A 25,065-nucleotide genomic window follows, 5' to 3' on the forward strand; every position below is an offset into this window, starting at 1 on the left:
AAGCAAAGAGGTTCAGTGAACGAACACGACACCGATGTCCGGTTCTCCCGGTACCTGGAACAGTTGCTCCTCCTGACGGGGAAGAAGCCGACGGAGGTTCACGAGATCGCCCCCGCGAAGCCGGAGGGTGGTCGCGTACGAGCCGTTGTCCATGCCGACACTCCGGAACCCGGGTATGTCACGGGTTTCAGTTACGGACTCTCCCTCGTGCGTCATCCGGACTGGACGTCGAACGGCCGGGAATTGGTGATCACGGTCCGGTCCGACGACATCGGTTGGGCGAGTGTTCCGGCCGATACGGTGGCGGCCTTGCGCGGTATGTGTGCCTACGCTCACGGCCAGGCCGTCGGCTATGTCAAGCCCTATGTCGAGAGTTCGGACATGAGCAGCATCGTGGTGGCAGATCCCGCGGTCCGCTGGAGTTCCGGGCCGGTCGATCTCGGCCCGGCCGGGATCGACCGGCCCGGCCGGGATCTCGTCGATCTGGTCGGGGTGTATCCCGTGTATTCCTCTGAGCGGGACCTCGTGTATGCGAAGGGTTTCGACGCGCTGTGGAAACTTGAATGGGACCGTTTCGACCCGCTTCGGCCGCCTGTGGCGTGAAAGGGCATACGACCCCGGTCCGCGCCTCTCGGAGCGGGCCGGCGCGGACGGTTCATGAGCGGCGTGCCGCGTGTGAACCGTCCGCGCCCGTGGGCCAGGGCTCAGCGCAGGGTCGTGCCGAACGTCGCGGCCGTGTACGGGGCGGATATGTCCTGGGGGCCGAAGGCGATCGACGACTTGGTGGTCAGGCCGGTGGGGGTGGCTCGGAGGAGCCAGACGGCGCCGTTGTCGCCGTTCTCCGCGGGGGCGCCGACGGCGAGGTCGGGGCGGCCGTTGCCGTTGACGTCCAGGAGGGCCGTGGCCGCGCCGAACGTGTCGTCCTTCTCGGCGACTCCGGGGACCCCGGCGGTGTTCTGGTGGAAGACCTGCGCACCGGTGCCCGTGACACCGGACGCGCCGCCGCGTACGAGGGCGACCGAACCGGCGTTCACGATGCCGTCGATGTCCTCGTAGGCGATACCGAGGGCGATGTCGGCGCAGCCGTCGCCGGTGACGTCGGCGACCGAGACCGCCGAGCCGGTCACGTCGCCGGACTCCTGCACGCCCGGGAAGCCGGGGAGGTCCTGGTCGAAGGTCCGGGTGGTCGCCTCGGACGGGCCGGTGGGGGAGCCGTAGGCCACCCGGACCCGGTCGGACGAGCCGTCGGCGCCCACGACCACGTCGTCGTGGCCGTCGCCGTTCACATCGCCGATGCCCGTGCCCGCCGGGTCGCGGCTCACGTCGTCCCCGGGCACCGAGCCCCGGGTGAACCCCGAACTCCCGCCCAGCAGAAGGCGGTTGCCCCAGGTGCCGTCACCCGTGTAGTGCCACTGGACCAGGTCGTCCCGGCCGTCGCCGTTGACGTCACCGACCTGGCCGGAGACCACCGGGCCCGTGATGGACGACGGGCCGTCCTCGCAGCCGACGCCGGTCGCGCAGGAGGCGCCGTCCTCGCTCCAGCCCCACCACAGGGACTTGTCGAGGAGGTCGAGTACGGCGGTGGGCTTGCCCGCGCGGGAGACCGGGCCCTTCCACAGGGCCGCCGGGGCGCCCTCGGGGTCGTCGCCGCCGAGGGGCTGGGCGGAGAAGAGGGCGAGGTCCGTCTTGCCGTCGCCGTCGAAGTCGCCCGCCTGCGGGGCCGCGCCGTATCGGGCGATGCCTGTACCGCCGGTCAGTCCTGAGGCCGACCCCCAGACGATCACGGAGCCCGCCGTACCGCCCGCGATCACCAGGTCGCCGTAGCCGTCCCGGTCCAGGTCGCCCTTGGTGAACGTCGAGCCGAAACGCTGGTTCGCGGCGGCCGAGCCGGGCACACCGCTCGTCGAACGGCTGATGAGCTTCCTCTTCGACGTGGACAGCCCGCTCTTCGAGCCGTACATGACGGCCACATGGCCCGCATTGGCCTTGCCGGAGACCTCGGCGTTCGGGGCGGCGACGACCAGGTCGGCGTAGCCGTCCTTGTTGAAGTCGTCCGCCACGTCCGCCGACCCGGGGCCCGCGGCGGCCGGTTCGGGCGACCAGGCCGTCACGCCCTCGTCCGACGCGGGGCCCGCCGAGGCAGGGCCGAGCGAACATGCCGTCAGGCCCCCGGCCAGGAGCACCACCGCCGCCAGGGGCGCGCCCACTCGTGCCGCGCAGGTGGTGCGTCGCGCTGCTCCTGCTCGTGACATGCGTGTGCCTTTCGAGTCGGGGGCTCACCTGCCGTTGGGGCAGTGGGTCCGGCGGGCGGAAGCGCCGCGCCCATGCGGAGGCGCGGCGTCCGTGTAGTCCGACTCGATCCGGCGTTCACCGGTTGTACGGTCTCATGTCATGGATGAGTAACCGCCGGGGGCAGGGGGCTCACTTCACGTCCGACGGGTCCAGTCGGTACACACTCGCCGACTGGCTGTTGTCGTCCGAGGCGGAGCCCGACGTGGAACCCGAGGCGGAGCCCGACGTGGAGCCCGAGTCCGACGACGTCGAAGTGCCGCCGTACTCGCTCGCGTCCACTGCCGTGCCGTTCTCCTGGACCCAGGCGGTGACCTCCGAGCTGAGGGAGGAGTTGCCGCCGGGACCGCCGCCCATGCCTCCGCCGAGCTGGATGTAGTGGAGCTCGCCGGCCTTCACCAGCTCCTTGAGCTTGGCCAGGGTCATCGCCTGGTCGCTGCCGGACCAGCCCCACATGGAGATGACGGGTTCGCCGCTGCTGAGGATGAGCTGGGCCGCGCTCTGCGAACTGGACACCGCGAGCAGCCACTTGGCGCCGTCCTGGTTCTTCTTCAGGTACGAGATCAGCTCGCTGCTGGCACCGCCCATGCCACCGCCGCCGCCCATGCCTCCGCCACCGCCGCCGGGGCCGCCGCTCGTACCGCCGCCCTGCGCAGCCTGACCGCCGGTGCCGTTCTGGCCGCCCTGCTGGGTGCCGTTCTGCTGAGTACCGCCGGGCGCCTGCCCGTTGGGCGCCCCGCTCGGCGGCGTACCCATCTGACCACCGGACTGCTGACCGCCGTCACCCTGCTGCTGGCCACCGGGCTGCCCCATCTGGCCGTTCTGCTGGCCACCGGCCTGGCTGTTCTGCCCGCCTCCGGGGAAGCCACCCCCGCCAGGCCCCCCGCCGCCGCGGTTGCCGCCGCCGAAGCCGCCCATGCCGCCCGTCTCGGGGCCTGCCGTCGGGTTGGTCCCGCCCATCCCGCCACCGCTCCCCGAGATCTCGGTGGCCGCGTACGCCGCCGGACCGGCGACCGAGGCGACCATCGCGGCGACGAGCGAGGCCGCGAGCAGCCGGAGCCGGTTGCCGGAGCCCGCCGCGCGGAACACGATCAGGCCCACCACGGCCGCCACCATGACCACCGCGATCGTCGGCCACAGCCAGGTGTTCCAGTCGGTCGCCCGGCGGAGGAGTACGACAGCCCACACACCCGTGACCGCGAAGGCGGCCGGAAGGACCCACAGCCAGCGCTTGTCCGTACGGAAGGCGCGCAGCAGCATCAGCCCGCCGCCCGCGCACAGCGCCGCGATACCGGGAGCCAGGGCGGTCGTGTAGTACGGGTGCATCGTGCCCTCGGCCAGGCTGAAGGTGAGGTAGTGCAGGGCGGTCCAGCCGCCCCACATCACCAGCGTGGCACGGGCCGGGTCCGTACGCGGGGCACGGCCGCACAGGACGAGGCCGCCGATGAGCGCGATCGCGGCGAAGGGCAGCAGCCAGGAGATCTGGCCGCCGAGGGTGTCGTTGAACATCCGGCCGAGCCCGGCGGTGCCGGAGAAGCCTCCGCCGCCACCTCCGCCTCCCCCGCCGTTGCCCTCGCCGCCGAAGATCCGGCCCAGGCCGTTGTAGCCCATGATCAGATCCCAGGCGGTGCCGTCGGTGGAGCCGCCGATGTACGGGCGTTCGTCGGCGGGGACCAACGACACCGCCGCCGCCCACCAGAAGCTGGAGACGGCCAGGGCGGCCCCGGCGAGCGCGAGGTTCACGATCCGCTTCAGCAGCGGGAGGTTCGCCGCGTACAGATAGACGGCGAAGACGGCCGGGAGGGCGATATAGCCCTGGAGCATCTTGGTGTTGAAGGCCAGGCCGAAGCAGACGGCCGAGCCGAGGAGGGGCAGCAGCTTGCCGTCGTATACGGCCCGCAGGGCCAGGGCGGCGGCGCCCACCATCAGGAAGACGAGGAGGGTGTCGGGGTTGTTGTCACGGTTGATGGCGACCGTGATGGGGGTGAGGGCGAGGACGAGCGCGGCGACCGCCGCCGCCCCGTGTCCCCACACCCGCTTCACGGAGGAGTGGAGAATCCAGATCGTGCCCAGCGCGGTCGCGATCAGCGGCGCCATCATCTGCCAGGTGCCGAACCCGAACACCCGACACGACAGCCCCATCACCATCAGCACGAACGGCGGCTTGTCGACGGTGAGGAAGTTGCCCGCGTCCAGCGAGCCGAAGAACCATGCCTTCCAGCTCTGCGTACCGCTCAGCACGGCCGCGCTGTAGAAGCTGTTCAGACCGGAGGACGACAGGTTCCAGGAGTACAGCACCCCCGCCAGGACCATGATCCCGATCAGCGCCGGAAGCGACCAGCGCGGCGCGCTCTCCGGCGGCCCCGCGGGACGGTCGGGCGGCGGCGACTCGGAGATCACCGTCGCTTCGGGGGTGTCGGTGGTGTCGGTGGTGTGGGGGCGTGGATCGGTGGCAGATGTCACGACCGCAACCGTGCGACGACGAAGTGGGCGTCCACTGTGCCGCACCTGGCAGCCGCCTGTGAATTCACACAGGCGTAGGTAAAGGGCGCCCTGTGAATGTGTGGGACCCCCGGCAGAGGGGAGCGCCGGGGGTCCTACGGGTCCTACGGGTTTACGGGTCCTACGGGTGTTCGGTGGCTACCAGATCGCCTCGATCCACTCCGGGTGGTCGATGAACGGGTTTCGGTTGCCCTGGTAGTCGGTGTAGATGAGTTCGTTGCGGCGCTCCTCGAAGGAGTCCGGCGGGTCCTCGTCGTTCCAGGCCTTCAGGACGGAGAGGCGGCCGTGGTAGCGGGTGCCGCCGTTGTTGACCGAGTCGTTGGGCTCCAGGTTCGGCCAGCCGTCGTCACCCTCGTAACGGACGGCCATGTACAGGATCATGCGGGCCACATCGCCCTTGACGGCGTCGCGCGGCTCGAAGGAGTTGGAGTCGACCAGGCTGCCACCGCTGTTGGTGAAGCTGCTGCCGCCGTTGTCGAAGTCCAGGTTGCCGCGGACGGCGTTGACCGTGACGTCCTCGGGGCGCAGGTGGTGCAGGTCCGTGCCGGGGCCGGCCGAGGTGCCGAAGTCGCCGTGGGACTGGGCCCACACGTGCTCGCGGTTCCAGTTGCCGGAGCTGCCGCCGTTGAGGGACTTGCTGCGCGAGATGCCGCTGTAGAGCAACTTGACGTTGCTGCTGTTGTTGGGGTCCTCGTCGGTGACCTTCAGCGCGTTCCAGACCGCCGAGTACGAGAGCGTCGTCTGGTCGCTGATGATCGTGTGCAGCGAGGACTTCAGAGCCGTACCGGTCTTGCCGATGGCGTCCGCGTAGTACGTGTCGTCGTACGCGGTCGTGGTCGCGGAGGCGGGGGAGGCGGTGGCCGCCGGCAGGACGAGACCGACGAGCACGGCCGACGTCGCCATCGCGAGCGTCTTCCAACTGCGTGTACGCGCAGCGGGCATGTGGGGTGTCCCCTTCCCGAAAAGGGCCGCGCGGAACGAGGGGGTGAGGCGCATGGGGCGGCGCCTCGGTGGGGAGATCTCGTTCTACGCGGGTTGACTGTGTGGGTAATCGAGAGATTGGCATGAACGGGTCAGCCGATGTGTAACGGGAAGAAGACGAGTTGGTGACGTTCTCATTAATGGGGCAACCTTTGGGGTTCAACTTCCGTCGCGCCGCCGCCGGTTGAGGGCGGCTGTGCGCGGCGGCGCGGGGTCGGTCTCGTACGACGAAGGCGCCCAGGAGTTGTCGTTGCCCCTTGGGGAAACCGATGTGACCTGACGGGCAGGCTTTCGGCAATCGGCGTGATTCGCGTGCTTTTCGCTACAACCTCTCTCCCAGCTCCCCTGTCTAACCCCGTGACCGGAGCAACCACCGCCCCTGCGAGAGGACCGCACCGACGCGTTCCCCGCCGGGCGCGGAGGGCCGCCGCCACGGCATCCCGTCACCACCGACATCACTGAACTGACATCACCGACTCAATGAAATCCGCATTCGCGAAGGGTTACTTCTGCATGCGCAAGTACAGGACCATCGCCGCCGCGGCCACCGCCGCACTCGCCCTCGGCGGTGCGCTGTTCGCGGCGCCCGCCGCCCAGGCGGCCGACCCGGGCCCGGCCACCCTCGTCCACGACGGCGAACTCTGGTACAAGGCCGCCCCCGGCCAGACCAACGACCTCACCATCTCGGCCGAGGTCGAGCAGCGGGGCGAATGGGAGTGGGTCTACGTCCTCACCTTCGACGACCGCTACGAGATGACCATCGAGTCGAGCGCGGCGTCGGCGGACGAGTGCGTCTACCCGTCGGCGAGCGACCACACCGTCGTCCAGTGCGCGGTCGAGATCCCGCAGAACTCCGACGACACCGACATCTACGACGTCACCGTTCGCGACGGCAACGACAAGGTGACGATCCCCGCCGACAACAGCGCCTACGCCACGATCTACGGCGGCCCCGGCAACGACGTCCTCGACTCGGCCTCCGGCGCCCCCGTCCTCAAGGGCGAGGACGGCAACGACCGGCTGAATGGCGGCGGCGGGGTCTGGGCGGTCGGCCCCTACGGCGGCAAGGGCCACGACACCATCACCAACTGCGCGCTGGACTGCTACGGCGGCGCGGGCGACGACAGCCTCACCGGTGACGCCGACGGCAACGTCCTGCACGGCGAGTCCGGCAACGACACCCTCTACGGCAAGCAGGGCCGGGACGTCCTCAACGGCGGCACGGGCAACGACAAGCTGCACGGCAACCGGGGCGCCGACCGCCTCAACGGCAACGAGGGCAACGACACCCTCTGGGGCGACCAGGACAACGACGCCCTCTACGGCAACAGCGGCAACGACACGCTGTACGGCGGCGCGGGCACGGACACCCTCTCGAGCGGGCCGGGCAGCAACAAGCTCTACCAGTAGTCCGTGGGCTGTCGTGGGCTGTTCGTGACCTGTTCGTTCGTGACCTGTTCGGATGAGCAGGGCGTGAACGGGCCGAGGGAACAGGCCCGTTGAAGGACCGGGGCCCCGCCCGGGGGAGCGGCGACGAAACGCCGCCCTTCGGACGGGGCCTTGTCCATGGCCCCTGGGCTCACTTGAGGTTGAGGACCTGGACCTCGGTCGTGGGATCGGCGGGCCGCTTGATCTTGAAGCTCTTGCCGTACGTGAGTGTGTCGCCGTCGGCGTCGACGCAGCTGACCCTGGCGTTGGCCGACAGCCCCTTCGTCCCCTTCGGAATCTTGGTGAAGGTCAGCGAGTACTCCTCGAACTCGTCCTCGCCGGACAGCTGGTCCGTCCTGGCGGGCTTTCCCCTGGGGGTTATCGTCACCGAGTCCACCACCGCGTCCTCGAACCGTTCGCAGCTCGCGCTTCCCTGGACCTTGACCCGGCTTGAATCCGGGTTGGCGTGTGCCGTGGTCGCCGCCGCGAATGCCGCGACCACCAGGGAGGCCACGGCCACGAGGGAGCCGTAGGTCGTCACCTTGCTTTTCGCCTCGCTTTTCGGCTTGCTTTCGAAAGAGCGCGTCTCGCATGTGAAAGACCGCGTCTCGCTGTTGAAGGACCGCATCTCACTCTCCACTTCTGGGCACAGCGCGGCAGGGCGGCAGGAATCCGCCGTTCTCGGGAATCGGGGTCGCGACGGAATTGTGCCGTCGCGTGATCTGTGGCTCGGCCACGGCCATGGCGTCAAGTAGCCGACTGCCAGGCGGATTACCGAGTGTAGGGAGCGGTGGCGGAGGGTTCGAGGGCGTACGGGAGGCGTTCGCGGCGGCGCTCGGGCGCGTTCGCCTCTTGGGCGGCGGGCTTGCCGAACCAGCGGGAGAGGTGGTCGTCCAGGTCCCCCTGGTTCTCGCCGATCCAGGCGACGTGGCCGTCGGGGCGTAGCAGGACGCAGGGAACGTCCAGTGCGGCGGTGGGGTCCGTGAGGTGATCGACCCGGTCCGACCAGCCGCCGACGGTCAGGCGTCCGGTGCGGTCCAGCAGCAGGCCGCGGCCGCGATGCAGCAGACCGTAGAGGCGGCCCTGTCCCACGTCGAGGTCGGGCAGCCGGCGGCCGAGCAGATCGGGGCCTTCGCCGAAGTCGTAGCGGATGCCGATCGCGGTGATCTTCTCGATGAGATGGCGGTTCACCTCGTCGAAGTCCATCAGTTCGGTGAGCAGCCGGCGGACGGCCCGCGCTCCCGGTTCGGTGGAGTGCAGTTCCATCTGGGCGCGGGTGTTGTCCAGCACGTCCTCGGCGACCGGATGACGTTCGGCCTGGTAGGTGTCCAGCAGTGTTTCCGGCGCCCAGCCCCGGATCTGCGCGGCCAGTTTCCAGCCGAGGTTGAACGCGTCCTGAACGCCCAGGTTGAGGCCCTGTCCGCCGGCGGGCGGATGGATGTGCGCCGCATCCCCGGCCAGCAGCACCCGCCCGACCCGATACCGTTCGGCCAGCCGTGTGGCATCCCCGAAGCGGGACAGCCAGCGCGGCGAGTGCACACCGAAATCGGTACCGGCGACGGCGCGCAGCTGTTGCTGAAAATCCTTGAGAGTGGGCGGTTCCGCGCGATCGCTCACTCCCTCGGCGCGAACGACGACGCGACAGACCCCGTCACCGAAAAGCCTGAGGCTGAATTGCTCATCGGTCTCGCGTACTTCTGCGACCTTGGCGGCGATCTCCTCCTGAGGAACCGCCACTTCCATCTCGCCCATCAGCGTCTCGGTCCGCGAGGGCTCGCCGGGGAAACCGACGCCGAGCAGTTTGCGCACGGTACTGCGTCCGCCGTCACAGCCGACGAGATACCGCGCACGCAACCGTTCACCGTCGGCCAGTTCGACGGTCACGCCCTCGTCGTCCTGCTCGAAACCTGCCACCGCACCACCGCGCCGGACCCGCGCACCCAGGTGGACCGCATGCTCTTCGAGCAGGCGAACGACGACCGGCTGCGGAATGCCCAGCAGATAGGCGTACGCGGAATCCAGGCCCTGGGGCACGGGTTTGTCGATGGCGGCGAAGAATCCGCGGGCCGGACGCTGCCGTCCGTGTTCACGCATACGGTCCAGCAGTCCACGCATTGCCATCAGTTCGAGACTGCGGATATGCAGACCGACGATGCGGACGAACGACACGGGCTCGGTTTCCTTCTCCAACACGAGTACCCGCACATCGTGCAGCCGCAGTTCGGCGGCCAGCATCGCGCCGGTCGGCCCGCACCCGGCAATGATCACGTCGAACGTCGGAGAGTCCATGGGCGTTGCCTTTCGGGAGTGCCTGGTTGTGGACGGCGCTCCCGGCGACACCTACGTCAATCGCCGGCCGTGACGGGAAAGGGGGAGCACCCATATCGATACAGCGTTCATGGGTCTCACCTCCTCGGGCGGCATCACGGTCCACGGCAAACTACAAGCCGGAGCGGCACCCTGGCCAATGCTTTTCCGGCAGCCTGATCGCGAGGCCGGAGACGGAGAAAGGAGCCCGGGGCCGTGATCCCCTGGCGTCGAGATCCGTAGGGTGGCGCCATGGATGTGGAACTCGTTGCCGTCACCGTCGACCGGAAGCAGATACTGGAAAACCTGATGCAGCTGTATCTGCACGACTTCTCAGAGATCGTGCCGGTGGAGCTGTCCGCGCAGGGCATGTTCGACTACCCCTGGCTGGGCAGCTACTTCACCACCCCGGAGCGTGAGGCATATCTGATCACCTCGGGCGGTCGGCTCGCGGGCTTCGCCATGATCCGTTGCGACGTCGAGGGCGATGAGGGGACATGGGACGTCAGCGAGTTCTTCGTCGCCCGCGGCCATCGCCGCAGCGGTGTGGCGAGGAAAGCCGCAGGGCAGCTGTTCAGGCGGCATCCGGGCACGTGGACACTTTCCTATCTGCACGACAACGCCCCCGCCGCCCGATTGTGGCCGGCGGTGGTCGAAGGCGTCGCCGACGGCCCTGTGACCGGCGTCGACAAGCATCCACCGACGGTTCCCGCCGCGAAGACCATCCTCCGCTTCCGCGTCTCGGGGAAGGCGGTTGGATGAGGTGGCGTTCGCCGTGGTCGCCGATGTCGAAGGCGCCTACGGTGCCCGATGGGGCGGCGGATAGCGTGCGGGTATGGCGATGGTGGGGAAGCGGCGGGTGCTGTACCGGCAGGGCAGCGGATTCTGGCGGATGACGGCGAAGTGGGTCGTGGTCTTCGGCGTCCTGTATCTGCTGGACGGCGGGCTGCTCCGGTCGTGGGGCGACGCGCTGGTCTGGCCGCTGATCGGCATCCTGCTGTGGGTGCCGTTCGGGATCGGCGTCGTCTGGTACCCGAAGAAGGACCAGCGCATCGAGCTGACGACGCGTGAACTGCGGGTGCGGCGCAAGCGACTGCCGATGGACAAGGTGAACCTGCTGCACGTGGCGCGGCTGTGGCTGGAGGGGCGGTCGACCGCGGACGACCAGCCGGTGCTGGAGTGGCCACGGCTCGACCGGGTGGTGTGGGTGCCGCTGCGGGACGGCCGAGCGTTCGGGCTGGAGTTCCGCGACCCGGCCGCGTTCGCCAGGACTTTCGGCGCCTTCGCGGTCGAGGCGTGCGGCGGGCCCGACATCGTCCGCGCGAGGGCCGCAGCGGAGACCTACCCCGATCCCCGCCCGATGCGGCCCCGCCCCGCCGACGACGCGGGCTCCTGGCTGGACGTCCTGGACATCTTCAACTGACAGCGTCGATACGAACCCGCGTACAACTTTCGGTCACCCTTGCGAGTCGGGTGAGGTGAATGCGTCCGTGACGCATTCGACGCGCTCGACGTACTTGACGTACTCGACGCACTCTTCGTCACTCAAGGGGATGGGAAGCCTCCATGACTCACCGGATATCCCGGGGCACCCGTGTGCTCGCCGCGGCCGTCGGGGCCGGGGTGCTGCTGCCGTTGGCGGTGGGTGCCACGCCGGCCGCGGCGGCCGGGACGCCGCAGGTCAGCTGTACGTCGAAGCAGGCAGGGCTGGCCGCGAAGCTGAAGAAGGACATCACGGCGGCGTACTCGAAGCGCAAGGGCACGGTGGCCGTCGGCCTGTACGAGCGGGCCACCAACACCACCTGCACCCTGCGCGCCTCGACCGCGTACGACTCGGCGAGCATCGTGAAGGTGACCGTACTGGCCGCCCTCCTCTTCGACGCCAAGAAGACGAACCGGTACCTCACCGACCGTGAGGACAAGCTCGCCACCGCCATGATCACCAAGTCCGACAACGCCTCCACCTCCACCCTGTGGAAGCAACTCGGTGTGAAGAAGATCCAGGCGTTCCTGACCGCCGCCGGTATGACCCAGACCAAGCCGGGCGCCAACAACTACTGGGGCCTCACCCAGATCACGGTCCGCGACGAGCAGAAGCTCCTCGCCCTCCTCACCGCCAAGAACAAGGTCCTCAGCGACAACGCGCGCGCCTACATCCTCAAGTTGATGAACAAGGTCATCGCCTCGCAGCGCTGGGGCACCCCGGCCGGGGCCCCCTCGACCGTCAAGGTGCATGTCAAGAACGGCTGGCTGTCCCGCGCCACCCACGGCTGGCGCGTCCACAGCGTCGGCACCTTCAAGGGCGGCGGCCGCGACTACACCATCACCGTCCTCACCCACGGCAACCCCGACATGACGTACGGCGTCAACACCATCCAGGCGGTGGCCAAGGCCATCCACAAGGACCTGATCCCGGTGAAGGCGTCCGTCCAGCGCTACGAGCCGACGACCAACCCGCAGGAGGCGTTCCCGGCGGTGCCGGCCACCGGGTGAGGGGTGCCCATCTCCGGTGACCGGGGGCGGTGAGAGGCCGCGGGGCTCCCTTCACCCGCAGTCCATCTCGAAGGCATCGAATCGCCCGACGATTCGCCCTACGGTGACGGCCATGCCCACGTCTTCCACGCCCATGCGCCTGAGAACCGTACTCGCGACCCTCACCGCCGGCCTGGCGGCGGCCACCACGACCCTGTCCGCCGTCAGCCCCGCCACCGCCAACTCCCTCACTCACAACGCCTGTTCACGCTCGGTCTCCATAACGGGCTACTCCGACGCCCTCGACAAGACGACGTACGACGGCACCTTCGTCGGCAACTTCTCGGCCCTCGCGACGGACCGGGACGGCTCCCTCCTCGCCCTCTCCGACCGCTCCTCCCTCTTCACCCTGGACGCCGGCACCCTCCGCCCGAAGGGCGTCCTCCCCCTCACGACCGAGACGGGCACGGCCCTCGACTCCGAGGGCCTGGCCGTCGACACCGACGAGACCCGCCTCATCACCTCGGAGACGGAACCCTCCGTACGCCGCTACGACCGGACGGGCCGCATCCTGTCCGCGCTCCCCGTCCCCGACGCCCTGAAGGTCGCCCCGGCCGGCCGCGCCACCACCAACCAGACCTTCGAGGGCCTCACCCTCCTCCCCGGGGGCCACACCCTCCTCGCCACGATGGAGGGCTCCCTGTCGGGCGACTCGACGGGCACGCTCCGCTTCCAGACCTGGCAACGGAAGGCCACCGGCGGCACCAGGGAATTCAAGCTCGCCGCGCAGTACGGGTACCGCGCCGACACAGGCCTCGGCGTCGTAGAGGCCACAGGCCTCCCGGGCGGACGCCTACTGATCCTTGAGCGGGGCTTCACATCCGGCGTCGGCAACACGGTCCGCCTCTACCTGGCGGACACGCGCCGGGCCACGGACACGACCGCCGTCGAAGCACTCCCCGGCCAGGACGACGCCGACGTACGCCTGATCCACAAGACCCTCCTGGCCGACATCGCCTCCTGCCCATCTCTCGGCGCAACCGCCAAACAGCCCCAGCCGAACCCTCTCCTCGACAACATCGAGGCGATGACGATCACCGGTCACCACCGGGGCCACCTGAACGTCCTCCTGGCCAGCGACGACAACCAGAACGCCGTGCAGATCACCCGGTTCTACAGGCTGCGGGTACGGGTGTGAGGTGAGCGGGGCTGAACTGCGCCGGTAGCTACGGGGCACCCGGCACGGGGGCGGGCCTGGCCGGGGTCACGCTTACCGGCGCGAGCAGGGTGCCGCTCTCTTTGGGATGGGTGCCGCCCCAGCGGCACGACTGCCCGCAGCTGGAGCGGGACGGCGGCCCGTGGCGAGGGCGGTCATAGGGACGGCGGGACGGCGGCCCGTGGTGAAGTCGGCTGCCACGATGGCGGGACAGCCGCGTACGGGCGGAAGGGGCCGGGCCGGTGTGTCCTATGTTCGTCGCGTACAGCCGGCTCAGCAAAGTTCATGCCATCCCAACCCCCGAGCAGTACGTCCGCCTGCGACGGACTGACACACCGGCCCGGCCCCGCCCCACCCACGCACCCCATGCGACCCCGCCCACATCATCGCGACGGGATGAAATCCACCCCCGCCGACGTTGGTGCCTTCCGGACCAGCAGGACGACAGAGGAGGGTGCCGGCGTGGCAGCGCAACAGGGGGACGGGCAGGGATGGGCCCGGCGGCTCGCCGGATACGCCTGGCGGTACCCCAAGGACGTCGTCCTCGCCCTCGGCTCCTCCCTCGCCGGCATGGCCCTCATGGCCCTCGTCCCCCTGATCACCAAGGTGATCATCGACGACGTCATCGGGGACAAGACGCGAGACATGACCCCCTGGGCCGCCGCCCTCCTCGCCTCCGCCGTCCTCGTCTACGTCTTCGCCTACATCCGCCGCTACTACGGCGGCCGCCTCGCCCTCGACGTCCAGCACGACCTCCGCACGGAGATGTACGAAACGATCACCCGTCTCGACGGGCGTCGCCAGGACGAACTCTCCACCGGCCAGGTGGTCGGCCGCGCCACCAGCGACCTCCAGCTCATCCAGGGTCTCCTCTTCATGCTGCCGATGACCATCGGCAACTTCCTCCTCTTCCTGATCTCCCTCGTCGTCATGGCGTGGCTCTCCCTCCCCCTCACCCTGGTCGCCCTCGCCGTGGCCCCCGCCCTGTGGTGGATCGCCGACCGCAGCCGCGCCAAGCTGCACCCGGCCACCTGGTACGCCCAGGCCCAGGCGGCGGCCGTCGCGGGCGTCGTCGACGGCGCGGTCAGCGGCGTACGCGTGGTCAAGGGCTTCGGCCAGGAGGACCAGGAGACCGGCAAGCTCCGCGAGGTGGGCCGACGGCTCTTCGCCGGCCGCCTCCGCACCATCCGCTTCAACGCCAGGTACACCCCCGCCCTCCAGTCCGTCCCCGCCCTCGGCCAGGTCGCGATGCTGGCCCTCGGCGGCTGGCTGGCGGTACGCGGTCACATCACCCTCGGTACGTTCGTGGCGTTCTCCACGTACCTCGCCCAGCTCGTCGGCCCCGTCCGGATGCTCGGCCTCGTCCTCACCGCCGCCCAGCAGGCCCGCGCCAGCACGGAACGCGTCCTGGAGCTGATCGACACCGAGCCCACCCTCACCGACGGCACGAAGACGCTCCCGGCCGACGCCCCCGCGACGGTCGAGTTCGACGACGTCTCCTTCGGCTACCAGGACCCTTCCGGCAAGGGCAAGATCACCCCCGTCCTCGCCGGCCTCTCCTTCGAGATCCGCCCCGGCGAGACCCTGGCCGTCGTCGGCTCCTCCGGCTCCGGAAAATCGACCGTCTCCCTCCTCCTCCCACGCTTCTACGACGTGACAGGCGGCGCGGTCCTCATCGGCGGCCACGACGTCCGCGAGCTGACCCACGCCTCCCTCCGCGCCGCGATCGGCCTGGTCCCCGAGGACTCCTTCCTCTTCTCCGACACGGTCCGCGCCAACATCGCCTACGGCCGCCCCGACGCCACCGACGAGCAGATCGAGACAGCCGCCCGAGCCGCCCAGGCCCACGGCTTCATCAGCGCCCTCCCGGACGGCTACGCCACGAAGGTCGGCGAACACGGCCTGACCCTCTCGGGCGGCCAGCGCCAGCGCATCGCGCTCGCCCGAGCGCTCCTCACCGACCCCCGCCTCCTCGTCCTCGACGACGCGACCTCGGCGGTGGACGCCCGCGTGGAACACGAGATCCACGAGGCCCTGGCCCAGGTCATGGAAGGCCGCACGACCCTCCTCATCGCCCACCGCCGCTCGACCCTCAACCTCGCCGACCGCATAGCCGTCCTCGACGAGGGCCGCCTCGCCGACCTCGGCACCCACGAGGAACTCGAACGACGCTCCCCCCTCTACCGCCGCCTCCTGACTGACCCCGACGAACTCGGCGGCGTATCCCCGGGCCACATCCACCCGAACCCGCCGACCTCCCAGGACACCGACGCGGCCCGCGACTCCCTGCGCGACGAACTGGACGCCGAGTTCGACGCGGAGCGCGGCATCACCCCCCGCCTCTGGACCGGCGACCGCACCCCCCGCGACCTCGCCCTCGACGGCACCCCCGCCACCCCCGAACTCCTCGCCCAGGTCGACGCCCTGCCCCCGGCCGACGACACTCCGGCCGTGGACGAGACCCGAGCGGTGGCGCCCGAGGACTCGTACGGCCTCAAACGCCTCCTCCGAGGCTTCGGCCCGCCCCTGCTCATCAGCCTCGCCCTGGTCGCGGTCGACGCGGGCATGGGCCTGCTGCTGCCGGTGCTGATCCGGTACGGCATCGACGAAGGCGTATCGGAAGCGGCCCTCGGCGGGGTGTGGGCGGCCTCCCTGCTCGCGCTCCTCGCGGTCCTCGCCCAGTGGGCGGCCCAGGTCGGCGAGATCCGCATGACCGGCCGTACCGGCGAACGCGTCCTCTACTCCCTCCGCCTGAAGATCTTCGCCCAGCTCCAGCGCCTCGGACTCGACTACTACGAGCGGGAGTTGACGGGCCGGATCATGACGAGGATGACGACCGACGTCGACGCACTCTCCACCTTCCTCCAGACCGGCCTGGTGACGGCGTTCGTCTCCGTCGTCACCTTCTTCGGCATCATGGTCGCCCTGGTGGTGATCGACGTACAGCTCGCCCTCGTCGTCTTCGCGACCCTGCCCCCGCTGATCGTCGGTACGGTCTACTTCCGCCGGGCGAGCGTGAAGGCGTACGAACTGGCCCGCGAGCGCGTGTCCGTCGTCAACGCCGACCTCCAGGAGTCGGTCTCCGGCCTCAGGATCGTCCAGGCGTTCCGCCGCGAGCGGGACGGCGGCGCGCGGTTCGCGGCGGGCAGCTCCAGCTACCGTGACGCCCGTGTCCACGGCCAGTGGCTGATCTCCATCTACTTCCCGTTCGTCCAGCTGCTGTCGTCGGTGGCGGCCACGGCGGTCCTGATCGTGGGCGCCCACCGCGTCGACGCGGGCACCCTCACCACCGGCGCCCTGGTCGCGTACCTCCTCTACATCGACCTCTTCTTCGCCCCGGTCCAGCAGCTCTCCCAGGTCTTCGACGGCTACCAGCAGGCCACCGTCTCCCTCGGCCGCATCCAGGAACTCCTCCAGGAACCCACCTCCACCAAGTCGGCCCCCGAGCCCCTGGAGGTCCTCTCCCTGCGCGGCGACCTCGCCTTCGAGGACGTCGACTTCGCGTACGGCGCCGACCTCGACGGCGAAGTGGCCCTGAGCGGCGTCTCGTTGGCCATCCCCGCGGGCCAGACGGTCGCGTTCGTCGGCGAGACGGGCGCGGGCAAGTCCACCCTCGTCAAACTCGTCGCCCGCTTCTACGACCCCACGAGCGGCCGGGTCACCGTCGACGGCTCGGATCTGCGCGACCTCGACCTCACCTCGTACCGCCATCGCCTTGGCGTCGTCCCCCAGGAGGCGTACCTCTTCCAGGGGACGATCAGGGACGCCATCGCGTACGGCCGTCAGGACGCCACCGACGCCGAGGTGGAGGCGGCGGCGCGGGCGGTCGGCGCGCACGACATGATCGCCACACTCGACGGCGGCTACCTCCACGAGGTCGCCGAACGCGGCCGCAACCTCTCGGCGGGCCAGCGCCAGCTGATCGCCCTGGCCAGGGCGGAGCTGGTCGACCCCGACATCCTGCTCCTCGACGAGGCCACGGCCGCCCTGGACCTGGCCACCGAGGCCCAGGTCAACCAGGCCACCGACCGCCTCACCGGCCGCCGTACGGCCCTCCCGTCGCCCGACCACCACCCCTCATGGAGCGCTGGCGTGCGCACCACCCTGATTGTGGCCCACCGCCTCACCACCGCCGCCCGCGCCGACCGCGTGATCGTCATGGCCCAAGGCCGGGTCGCCGAGGACGGCACCCACGACGAACTCCTGGCGAGGGGCGGCCAGTACGCCGAGCTGTGGCGCACCTTCGTGGGGGAGCCGGCCCTGAAGCCGTAGCCCCGGCGCCGTAGCTCTGAAGTCGTAGGGCAACCATTCGCCCCACCTCATGCGTCCGTACATCAGTACGGACGGACAGACAGACGCAGGCGTGGCGGGAGGGGCAAACAGTGCGCAGGGGGGCGACACGCCGGCCGACGGCACTCGCGTTGGCCGTTCTCACCTTGGCCGGGCTGCTGGCCCTGGCGGGCCCGGGGGCGGGTGAGGCGTCGGCGGCCTCGGCCACCGCGTCCTGTGCGGGCCGCAAGGTACGCACCCTCACCTTCGACGCCGGTACCGTCCGCGTCTACCGCAAGGGCACCCGCTACGTCTGCGCGGTGCTCGTCCCGAAGAAGAAGGCGAAGGCCCCGAAGGCGAGCGTGCGCATCCGGCCCTGGGGCGGGCGCTGGGTCCGCAACGCGAAGCACCCGGCGGGCCCCGTCACCGTCCACGCGGGCCGACGCGGAGTCTGGATCAACGCCCAGGTCGGCTCCCGCACGTACGACTCGGGCTGGATACTCCGCTGACCGCACAGGGTTTTCCCTACCATCGCCATCTCCGCCTGGAACCAGTCCAGTTGGCCCCTTTTCTCCCTGGTGCCCCGCCTGGCGCTTCGGTAGCTTCCGGCGCACAGCAGCTGCACAGGGGAGAGACGTATGCGCAAAGCACTCAGATGGGTGCTGTCGCTCGTGGTGCTCATAGGCACGTTGAGCACGGCGGGTGCGGCCACCGCCGCCGAGCCGGACAGCGGTGACATCAAGGACCGACTGCTCGCGATACCGGGCATGAGCCTGATCGAGGAGAAGCCGTACCCCGGCTACCGCTTCTTCGTCCTCAACTACACCCAGCCCATCGACCACCGGCGCCCGTCCAAGGGCACGTTCCAGCAGCGGATCACCCTGCTGCACAAGGACACCAGCCGCCCCACGGTCTTCTACACCGGCGGCTACAACGTCTCCACCAACCCCGGCCGCCGTGAGCCCACGCAGATCGTGGACGGCAACCAGGTCTCCATGGAGTACCGCTTCTTCACCCCGTCCCGCCCGGCCCCGGCCGACTGGTCCAAGCTGGACATCTGGCAGGCGGCCAGCGACCAGCACCGGATCTTCAAGGCGCTGAAGAAGATCTACGGCAAGAAGTGGATCTCCACGGGTGGTTCGAAGGGCGGCATGACCGCCACCTACTACGAGCGCTTCTACCCGAAGGACATGGACGGCGTCGTCGCGTACGTCGCCCCCAACGACGTCGTCAACAAGGAGGACTCGGCGTACGACCGGTTCTTCGCGGGCGTCGGCACCAAGGAGTGCCGCGACCGGCTGAACGCCGTGCAGCGCGAGGCGCTGGTGCGCCGGGAGCCGCTGGAGAAGAAGTACGCGGAGGTCGCCGCCGCCGAGGGCTTCACCTTCGACACGATCGGCGGCCTCGACCAGGCGTACGAGGCCGTCGTCCTCGACTACGTCTGGGGCTTCTGGCAGTACAGCACGCTCGCCGACTGCGACAGCGACGTCATCCCGAAGGACGCCACGAAGGCCACGGACGACGAGATCTGGACGTCCGTCGACACGATCTCCGGCTTCTCCTTCTACACCGACCAGGGCCTGGAGCCGTACACGCCGTACTTCTACCAGGCCGGTACGCAGCTGGGCGCCCCCACGATCGAGTTCCCGCACATCGAGAAGAAGTACATCCGCTACGGCTACCAGCCGCCCCGGAACTTCGTCCCCCGCGACATCGAGATGAGGTTCCAGCCGTACGCGATGCGGGACGTCGACACCTGGGTGCGGAACAACGCCAGGCAGATGCTCTTCGTGTACGGGCAGAACGACCCGTGGGGCGCCGAGCCGTTCCACCTGGGCAAGAAGGCCCGTGACTCGTACGTCTTCACGGCCCCCGGCGCCAACCACGGTGCCAATGTCGCCGGTCTCGTCGAGGACGAGAAGGCCCTGGCCACGGCCCGGATTCTTCAGTGGGCGGGCGTCGCCCCGGCCACCGTCCAGGAGGACCCGAGCAAGGCGAAGCCGCTGGCGAAGTTCGACTCCGGGCTCGACAAGCGTGATGTCGAGAGGGAGATGACGCTCAGGCCGTAACGAGCTGAGCCTGCAAGGGAGTTGAGCCCCGGCGCCTGTCATCACGGCAGGGCGCCGGGGCTCAGGCTCTCAGCCCTGTTCGTCGTCCGCCTCGGTGTCCAGGCTCACCCAGCCCGCCTTCGAGGACGGGGCGTAGACGATGCCGCCCGCCACCATCGGCTCGGTGTCCAGGCCCGTGTCGAAGCCGCTGTCGTCCTCGATGGTCGGCACGCTGTGCCGGTAGAGCAGCTTGCCGGTGCGCGGGTCGAAGACGGCGACACCACGGGTGTTGGCGACGTAGACGCGGTCGCCGGCCTGGACGGGCGGCGCGTCCGCCGGACCCAGTCCCGGCATGGCCCGGCGCCACAGCTCGGTCCGCTCCACCGTGTCGACGGCGACCAGCTCGCCGCCCGTCTGGGTGGGCGCCACGAACAGCACCCGGCCCGGTGTCACCGACAGCTCGGGCGCCCCGATCTGACCGCCGCCCAGACCCGCGTCCACCTCGATCCGCACACCCTTGGCGCCGGCCGTGAGGTCCTGGCTCAGCAGGGTGCTCTCCGCGCCGCCGTCGCTCACCACGACGCAGTACAGCCGGGTCGCGCCGTCCTCCTTCAGCAGCGCCTGGCTGCCGGGCTCGCACGGCGCGGCCAGCTCGAACCCGGCGACCTTCTCGCCGCTGCCGGTGTCGACGACCGTGTCATAGCCCTCGCCGGGCTCGGAGTCGCTGACACCGGTGAACACATGGAGCCGGTCGCCGACGACCCGCAGCGCGGGCGGATGCCCGGTGCCCGCGTTGGGGTCGGTGCGCGCCTGCGCCGACCAGGCCTCCCGGCCCGTGCGCGCGTCCACGGCCTGGACCAGCCCGCCATGGTCGACCACATACACCCGCTCGCCGTCCGCGATGAGCCGCTGCGTGAGCAACGCCATCGCGAAGCGCCACTTCACCTCGCCGTCGGCGAGCGAGAGCCCGATGAGCCGGTCGCCGATGTTGACGACAGCGATGTCACCGACGACGACCGGGGTGTTCTGCCCGTACGAGGACGCCTCGTCGGTCCGCCACAGCTCCTTGCCGGTCGCGGCGTCGATCCGGACCGTGCGGTCACCGACGCACACCAGGGACGACTCGGCGTACACGCAGTCGCTGTTCTGGAGGTTGTACTGCCACTGCCGCCAGCCGTCCGGGCGCCGCTCGGGGCTGTCGTGGTACGTGAACGTGAAGCCGCCCGAGCCGGACTGGGTGCTCGCGTAGGCTGCGGACCCCTCCGGCTGGGTGACGGCCCGCGCGCTCCGGCTCGCCGAGGCGCTGGGGTTCCCGGCGGAGTCCGCGCCGCCCGCGCCTCCCGCGCCGCTTTCCCGGTCGCCGCGCAGCCCGTACAGCAGCCCGCCCGACAGTGTGGCGATCGCCACCACCGAGGCCGCCACGGCGAGCACCAGCCGTCGGCGCCGCCGGGGCGGGAGAGTGTCGGCGGAGCCGGCGTCCGAGGTCACGGCCGGGGTCTCCGAGGAGCGGGACTCCGCGGGCCGGGACTCCGAAGAACGCGGCCCGGGGGAGCGGGGCTCGGCGGAACGGGGCGCCGTCGAGCGCAGTACGACGGTGTCCGGGGAGCCGGGGCCGGCCGGAGGAGGCGTACTCGCCGGGTAGGTCGTGCCTTGCAGCAGGACCAGCAGCTCGTCGGCGGACGGGCGTTCGTCCGGCTCCTTGGCGAGACAGCGCTCGACCACCGGCAGCAGCCAGTCGGGCACCCCCTCCAGATCCGGCGGTTCATGGACCAGCTGGTACGCCACCGCGTACACATCCGTGGCGTCGAACGGCACATGACCGCTGGCCGCGTACGTCAGCACCGAGCCCAGCGAGAAGATGTCGCTGCGCGAGCCGACGTCCTTCTGTGCGCGGATCTGCTCCGGCGACATGAACGGCGGGGTGCCCACCGTGACGCCCGTGCCCGTGGGCTGGTCGGCGTCGGCGGCGCGCACGATACCGAAGTCGATGACCCGGGGGCCGTCGGGGGCGAGCAGGACGTTGGCCGGTTTGAGATCGCGGTGCACTATGCCGGCCCGGTGGATGTCGCGCAGGGCCTCGGCGAGCCCGGTCGCGAGACGGTACAGCTCCTCGGCCTCCAGGCGGGGCCCCAGCTTGATACGTTCGGCCAGGGGCTGCCCCGGTACGAACAGCGTGGCCATCCACGGCGGATCGGCGTCCGGGTCGGCGTCCACCACCGGCGCGGTGAACGCCCCGCTGACCTGCCGCGCGGCGGTGACCTCACGCCGGAAACGGCGCCGGAAGTCGGGCTGATGGGCCAGATTGCCCCGGATCACCTTGATGGCGACCTGGCGCCCCGAGGGAGACGTCCCGAGATACACATGCCCCATCCCGCCGGACCCGAGAAGGGAGTCGATGCGATAGCCGGGAATCTCCGGCGACTCCCCCGACTCCTCCTTGCCCGAAGCGCCCCGACCCTGAGCATCCTGGGCCATCGTCCCCCCGCCGTCGTTGTCGTACGGTCCGTAAGCGGATGATATCGATCCGGCACGACGACGGACGGAGAGGTGTTCGGATCGCAACCAACCTGGCTTCGGCAAAGGGGAGTTCAGAGCGGGACGAAGGGGGTTCACGCCGGAGGCGAAGGGGGTTCACACCGGAACAGCGCACCCCACCGGCCGGTTGCCCCCCAACTGCACATACAGGTCGGTCGATCCGGGGCACTGTTCGCGTTCCTCGACGGCCGCCATGACCTGGAACTGCGGGGCGTGTTTGCCCTTGCCGTCGCAGGCGGTCTCGCGGACCTCGCCGCGTCCGGCGCCGTAGACGCAGTCGCCGACGATCGTGCGGGGCCCGCCGCCGCCACCGGGATCACCGGGATGCGGCGGCTGCAGCTTGCGCATGCACGCGTACCCCTGGGTCACGGACCCGTCGCCGTCCTCGTCCGCGCCGACGGTGGGCCGGGTCTCGCTGATGTGGAGGACGAAGTCGGTGGTCGCCGGGCAGAGCGGCCCCTGCGAGACCCGCCCGTCGTGCCGCGTCAGCACCCGCGCCGCCGCGCGCTCCCCGACACACGGCACCTCGGTGAAGCTGGTCGTCCCGAACGAACTGCACTCACCGACCCCGAGGAACACGGTCCCGTACCCGGTCGGCCGGGTGGGCGCGGTCGTGGTCGCGGCCCGGGAGACCTCCTCGGAGGTGCCCCCCGACCAGGCCTGACACCCGGACAGCCCGCCCCCGGCCAGGACGACGGCGCACACCAGCACACCCGCGCGAACGAGCCGAACACGACGCATCCCTCGCATGCCCACCCCCGATGAACCCCCGTCCAGCGTGACCCGATGGAAGAGGGCCACGCCAGACGAACCGTACGCTTTGCGTCACTTGGGGGTGGTACGCGAGGAGTGTGACGTAGAAGTCGTACGTCAGGGCCGGTAGGGGCCGAGGCCGGTAGGGGCCGAGGCCGAGGCTGGGGTTGGCAGGGGTCAGCCTCCCTGGCTCCCGTATGTCAGCCCGTGCCCGATCGGATACAGCACCGTCGTCGGATCATCGGCACGCTGCACCGGCACCGGCAGTTTCCCGCGCGGCGCGACCCGCCCGGCGAGCACCCGCGCCGCCGCCCGCACCTCGACATCGGTCCATGAGTACGCCGCCAAGTACCCCTTGACATCGGCCAGTTGGGCCACGTCGTATGGATTGCGGACGGCGACCGCGACGACCGGAACACCGGTGGCGAGCAGCCGTTGGACCAGCGTCCGCTGCGGGCTGCCGGCGATGACGTTGTACGTGGCCACGACGACCGCGTCCTTGCCCCGGGCGGCGGCGACGGCCTGGTCGATGAGGGCCGGGGTGGGGGCGGTCCCGGTGGAGAGCCGGGTGGTGGTGAACCCGAGGGAGGCCAGTTCGGCGGCGAGGACGGAGGTCGGCGGTCCGGTCGTCCCGGACGGCGAGGCCGGATCGGCGCCGACCACCAGCACATTCCGGTGCGTACGACGGTCCAGTGGCAGCAGCCCGCCCTCGTTGACGAGGAGGGTCGTGGTCCGCTCGGCGAGGCGGTCGGCGGCGTCGAGATGCCGTGCGATGCCCACCACCTGATCGACGCCCGCGTCAGTGACGTACGGCTGTTCGAGCAGTCCGAGCTTGGCCTTGAGACGCAGGATGCGCAGGACCGACTCCTCGATCCTTGCCTCGGTCAGCTCGCCGGAGCGTACGGCGGTCAGGACGGCGTTCCAGGCGACGTCCAGGGAGGGCGGGTTGAGGAGTTGGTCGGCGCCGGCCCGCAGGGCGAGCACGGGCACCCGGTCGTCGCCGTACTTCTCGCGGACGCCCTTCATGTCGAGCGCGTCGGTGACGACGACGCCGTCGTAGCCGAGTTCGTCGCGGAGGATGCCGGTGAGGAGGGGCCGGGAGAGGGTGGCCGGGTCGCCGGAGGGGTCGAGGGCGGGGACCATGATGTGCGCGGTCATGAGGGAGTCGATCCCGGCCCGGATGGCCGCCCGGAACGGCGGCGCGTCGAGTGTGGCCCATTCCTCCCTGCTGTGCTCGATGACGGGGAAGCCGTAGTGGCTGTCGACGGCGGTGTCCCCGTGCCCCGGGAAGTGCTTGGCGGTCGCCGCGACCCCGGCGCCCTGATAGCCCTTCACCTGGGCCGTGACGAGCCCGGACACGGCGTCCGGGTCGGCGCCGAAGGAGCGTACGCCGATGACGGGGTTGGCCGGGTTGACGTTCACGTCGGCGACGGGGGCGTAGTCCTGGCGGATGCCGAGCGCGCGCAGCTCGGCCCCGCTGATGCGGGCCGCCTCGCGGGCGTCCGCCCGTGAACCGCCCGCGCCGAGCGCCATGGCGCCCGGCAGCAGGGTGGCGGGCTTGCCGACGCGGGCGACGATGCCGTGTTCCTGGTCGGTGGAGACGAGTACGGGCAGACCGCGCGGGAGGTCGAGGGAGGCCCGCTGAATGCCGTTCGACAGCCCGGCGATCTGATGGGGATCGCGGGTGTTGTGGGCCCAGGAGAAGTAGATGATCCCGCCGACCCGGTACTTGGCCAGCAGCTCGGCGGCCGTACGGACGCCGAGTTCCTTGAGGTTGGCGTCGATGTCGGCCTGGTCGGGCTCGGTGGCGGAGTGCCCGTAGACCCGCGAGACGAAGAGCTGACCGACTTTCTCTTCGAGGGTCATACGGGAGATGAGCGAACGGAGCTGTGTGTCGGTGGTCTTGTGGGCGTGGCTGTCCGCTTGGGAGCTGGGGGAGATGGCGAGGGCGGCGGTGACGCCGGCGCCGGCTGTCGCCGCGAGAACGGTACGTCTGGAGGGCACGGGGGTGCGCTCCTTTCGGAGTGGGGGGCCGTCGAGGAAACCGTAGAGGGGCCGCCACCGGCGCTGTGGAGGGGGGCGCGCAGGTGGCGGCGTGCCGCCGGCCGCAGACGGCGGAGAGGGTACGTCAGCGATCGCAGCCAGCAGCGAGGCCGACACCGCACTGCGGAGACTCATCCGGCGGCATGGCGGTTGGACGAGGGTGTGTGCGGGTGGGTTCCACGAATCGGGGGATTCCGTGAAGTCGGTAGGGGTGGGGTGGAT

At 70.2% G+C, this 25,065-nt stretch carries 17 protein-coding genes; 9 read left to right on the forward strand and 8 right to left on the reverse strand.

All coding sequences use genetic code 11. The features are described from left to right. The first annotated feature begins 15 nt into the window (after positions 1-15). Complete coding sequence (locus ACWD4G_RS04430; protein WP_451290671.1) at positions 16-603, forward strand: suppressor of fused domain protein; 588 nt, start codon at positions 16-18, stop codon at positions 601-603. A gap of 101 nt (positions 604-704) precedes the next feature. Here the strand turns inward: ACWD4G_RS04430 and ACWD4G_RS04435 are convergent, their stop codons facing one another. From ACWD4G_RS04435 to ACWD4G_RS04445, 3 genes are all read right to left on the reverse strand, one after another. Continuing rightward, the gene (locus ACWD4G_RS04435) at positions 705-2,252 is read right to left on the reverse strand and encodes an FG-GAP and VCBS repeat-containing protein (protein ID WP_451290672.1); all 1,548 of its coding nucleotides are present in this window, start codon (positions 2,250-2,252) and stop codon (positions 705-707) included. Between the two features lie 169 nt (positions 2,253-2,421). After that, the gene (locus ACWD4G_RS04440; RefSeq protein ID WP_451290673.1) at positions 2,422-4,752 is read right to left on the reverse strand and encodes an ArnT family glycosyltransferase; all 2,331 of its coding nucleotides are present in this window, start codon (positions 4,750-4,752) and stop codon (positions 2,422-2,424) included. A gap of 177 nt (positions 4,753-4,929) precedes the next feature. Further along, positions 4,930-5,733, reverse strand: coding sequence for an endonuclease I family protein (locus tag ACWD4G_RS04445; protein ID WP_451290674.1), 804 nt, complete (start codon positions 5,731-5,733; stop codon positions 4,930-4,932). Between the two features lie 552 nt (positions 5,734-6,285). Here ACWD4G_RS04445 and ACWD4G_RS04450 point away from each other — a divergent pair. Then, a complete protein-coding gene (locus ACWD4G_RS04450) occupies positions 6,286-7,182 on the forward strand; it encodes a calcium-binding protein (RefSeq protein ID WP_451290675.1) in 897 nt (298 codons plus the stop codon). Between the two features lie 169 nt (positions 7,183-7,351). Here the strand turns inward: ACWD4G_RS04450 and ACWD4G_RS04455 are convergent, their stop codons facing one another. Continuing rightward, entirely contained in the window at positions 7,352-7,741 is a 390-nt protein-coding gene (locus tag ACWD4G_RS04455) for a hypothetical protein (protein ID WP_451290676.1), read from the reverse strand. A 230-nt stretch (positions 7,742-7,971) separates the two neighbouring features. After that, positions 7,972-9,489 (reverse strand): rifampin monooxygenase, encoded by a 1,518-nt coding sequence (rox, locus tag ACWD4G_RS04460; protein WP_451290677.1) that lies wholly within the window; start codon positions 9,487-9,489, stop codon positions 7,972-7,974. A gap of 270 nt (positions 9,490-9,759) precedes the next feature. Here rox and ACWD4G_RS04465 point away from each other — a divergent pair, with 270 nt between their 5' ends. The 7 genes from ACWD4G_RS04465 to ACWD4G_RS04495 all read left to right on the forward strand — a co-directional run bounded on the left by ACWD4G_RS04465 (position 9,760) and on the right by ACWD4G_RS04495 (position 19,533). Continuing rightward, positions 9,760-10,269 carry a GNAT family N-acetyltransferase gene (locus tag ACWD4G_RS04465; protein ID WP_451290678.1) on the forward strand — a complete coding sequence of 170 codons (510 nt, stop codon included), beginning with the start codon at positions 9,760-9,762 and terminating at the stop codon, positions 10,267-10,269. A gap of 73 nt (positions 10,270-10,342) precedes the next feature. Next, positions 10,343-10,930: a hypothetical protein gene (locus tag ACWD4G_RS04470; protein ID WP_451290679.1), complete on the forward strand. Its 588-nt coding sequence runs from the start codon at positions 10,343-10,345 to the stop codon at positions 10,928-10,930. A gap of 143 nt (positions 10,931-11,073) precedes the next feature. Beyond that, a complete protein-coding gene (locus tag ACWD4G_RS04475) occupies positions 11,074-12,000 on the forward strand; it encodes a serine hydrolase (RefSeq protein ID WP_451290680.1) in 927 nt (308 codons plus the stop codon). A gap of 133 nt (positions 12,001-12,133) precedes the next feature. Then, positions 12,134-13,177, forward strand: coding sequence for an esterase-like activity of phytase family protein (locus ACWD4G_RS04480; RefSeq protein WP_451290773.1), 1,044 nt, complete (start codon positions 12,134-12,136; stop codon positions 13,175-13,177). Positions 13,178-13,657: 480 nt separating this feature from the next. Further along, positions 13,658-17,467 (forward strand): ABC transporter ATP-binding protein, encoded by a 3,810-nt coding sequence (locus ACWD4G_RS04485; RefSeq protein ID WP_451290681.1) that lies wholly within the window; start codon positions 13,658-13,660, stop codon positions 17,465-17,467. Between the two features lie 149 nt (positions 17,468-17,616). Beyond that, positions 17,617-17,973 (forward strand): hypothetical protein, encoded by a 357-nt coding sequence (locus ACWD4G_RS04490; RefSeq protein ID WP_451290682.1) that lies wholly within the window; start codon positions 17,617-17,619, stop codon positions 17,971-17,973. 129 nt (positions 17,974-18,102) lie between these two features. After that, entirely contained in the window at positions 18,103-19,533 is a 1,431-nt protein-coding gene (locus ACWD4G_RS04495; RefSeq protein WP_451290683.1) for a S28 family serine protease, read from the forward strand. Positions 19,534-19,602: 69 nt separating this feature from the next. Here the strand turns inward: ACWD4G_RS04495 and ACWD4G_RS04500 are convergent, their stop codons facing one another. The 3 genes from ACWD4G_RS04500 to ACWD4G_RS04510 all read right to left on the reverse strand — a co-directional run bounded on the left by ACWD4G_RS04500 (position 19,603) and on the right by ACWD4G_RS04510 (position 24,804). After that, a complete protein-coding gene (locus ACWD4G_RS04500; protein ID WP_451290684.1) occupies positions 19,603-21,987 on the reverse strand; it encodes a serine/threonine-protein kinase in 2,385 nt (794 codons plus the stop codon). A gap of 156 nt (positions 21,988-22,143) precedes the next feature. Beyond that, the gene (locus ACWD4G_RS04505) at positions 22,144-22,788 is read right to left on the reverse strand and encodes a hypothetical protein (RefSeq protein ID WP_451290685.1); all 645 of its coding nucleotides are present in this window, start codon (positions 22,786-22,788) and stop codon (positions 22,144-22,146) included. Between the two features lie 189 nt (positions 22,789-22,977). Further along, positions 22,978-24,804, reverse strand: coding sequence for a glycoside hydrolase family 3 protein (locus ACWD4G_RS04510; RefSeq protein WP_451290686.1), 1,827 nt, complete (start codon positions 24,802-24,804; stop codon positions 22,978-22,980). Positions 24,805-25,065 lie beyond the last annotated feature (261 nt).

The organism is Streptomyces sp. NPDC002643, from assembly GCF_053592555.1.

Excerpts from the sequence above, each read along its gene's own strand:
- ACWD4G_RS04475 (WP_451290680.1), top strand. The coding sequence starts at position 11,074 with ATGACTCACCGGATATCCCGGGGCACCCGTGTGCTCGCCGCGGCCGTC.
- ACWD4G_RS04450 (WP_451290675.1), top strand. The coding sequence starts at position 6,286 with ATGCGCAAGTACAGGACCATCGCCGCCGCGGCCACCGCCGCACTCGCC.
- rox (WP_451290677.1), bottom strand. The coding sequence starts at position 9,489 with ATGGACTCTCCGACGTTCGACGTGATCATTGCCGGGTGCGGGCCGACC.
- ACWD4G_RS04435 (WP_451290672.1), bottom strand. The coding sequence starts at position 2,252 with ATGTCACGAGCAGGAGCAGCGCGACGCACCACCTGCGCGGCACGAGTG.
- ACWD4G_RS04470 (WP_451290679.1), top strand. The coding sequence starts at position 10,343 with ATGGCGATGGTGGGGAAGCGGCGGGTGCTGTACCGGCAGGGCAGCGGA.
- ACWD4G_RS04480 (WP_451290773.1), top strand. The coding sequence starts at position 12,134 with ATGCGCCTGAGAACCGTACTCGCGACCCTCACCGCCGGCCTGGCGGCG.
- ACWD4G_RS04495 (WP_451290683.1), top strand. The coding sequence starts at position 18,103 with ATGCGCAAAGCACTCAGATGGGTGCTGTCGCTCGTGGTGCTCATAGGC.
- ACWD4G_RS04445 (WP_451290674.1), bottom strand. The coding sequence starts at position 5,733 with ATGCCCGCTGCGCGTACACGCAGTTGGAAGACGCTCGCGATGGCGACG.
- ACWD4G_RS04505 (WP_451290685.1), bottom strand. The coding sequence starts at position 22,788 with ATGCGTCGTGTTCGGCTCGTTCGCGCGGGTGTGCTGGTGTGCGCCGTC.
- ACWD4G_RS04500 (WP_451290684.1), bottom strand. The coding sequence starts at position 21,987 with ATGGCCCAGGATGCTCAGGGTCGGGGCGCTTCGGGCAAGGAGGAGTCG.
- ACWD4G_RS04465 (WP_451290678.1), top strand. The coding sequence starts at position 9,760 with ATGGATGTGGAACTCGTTGCCGTCACCGTCGACCGGAAGCAGATACTG.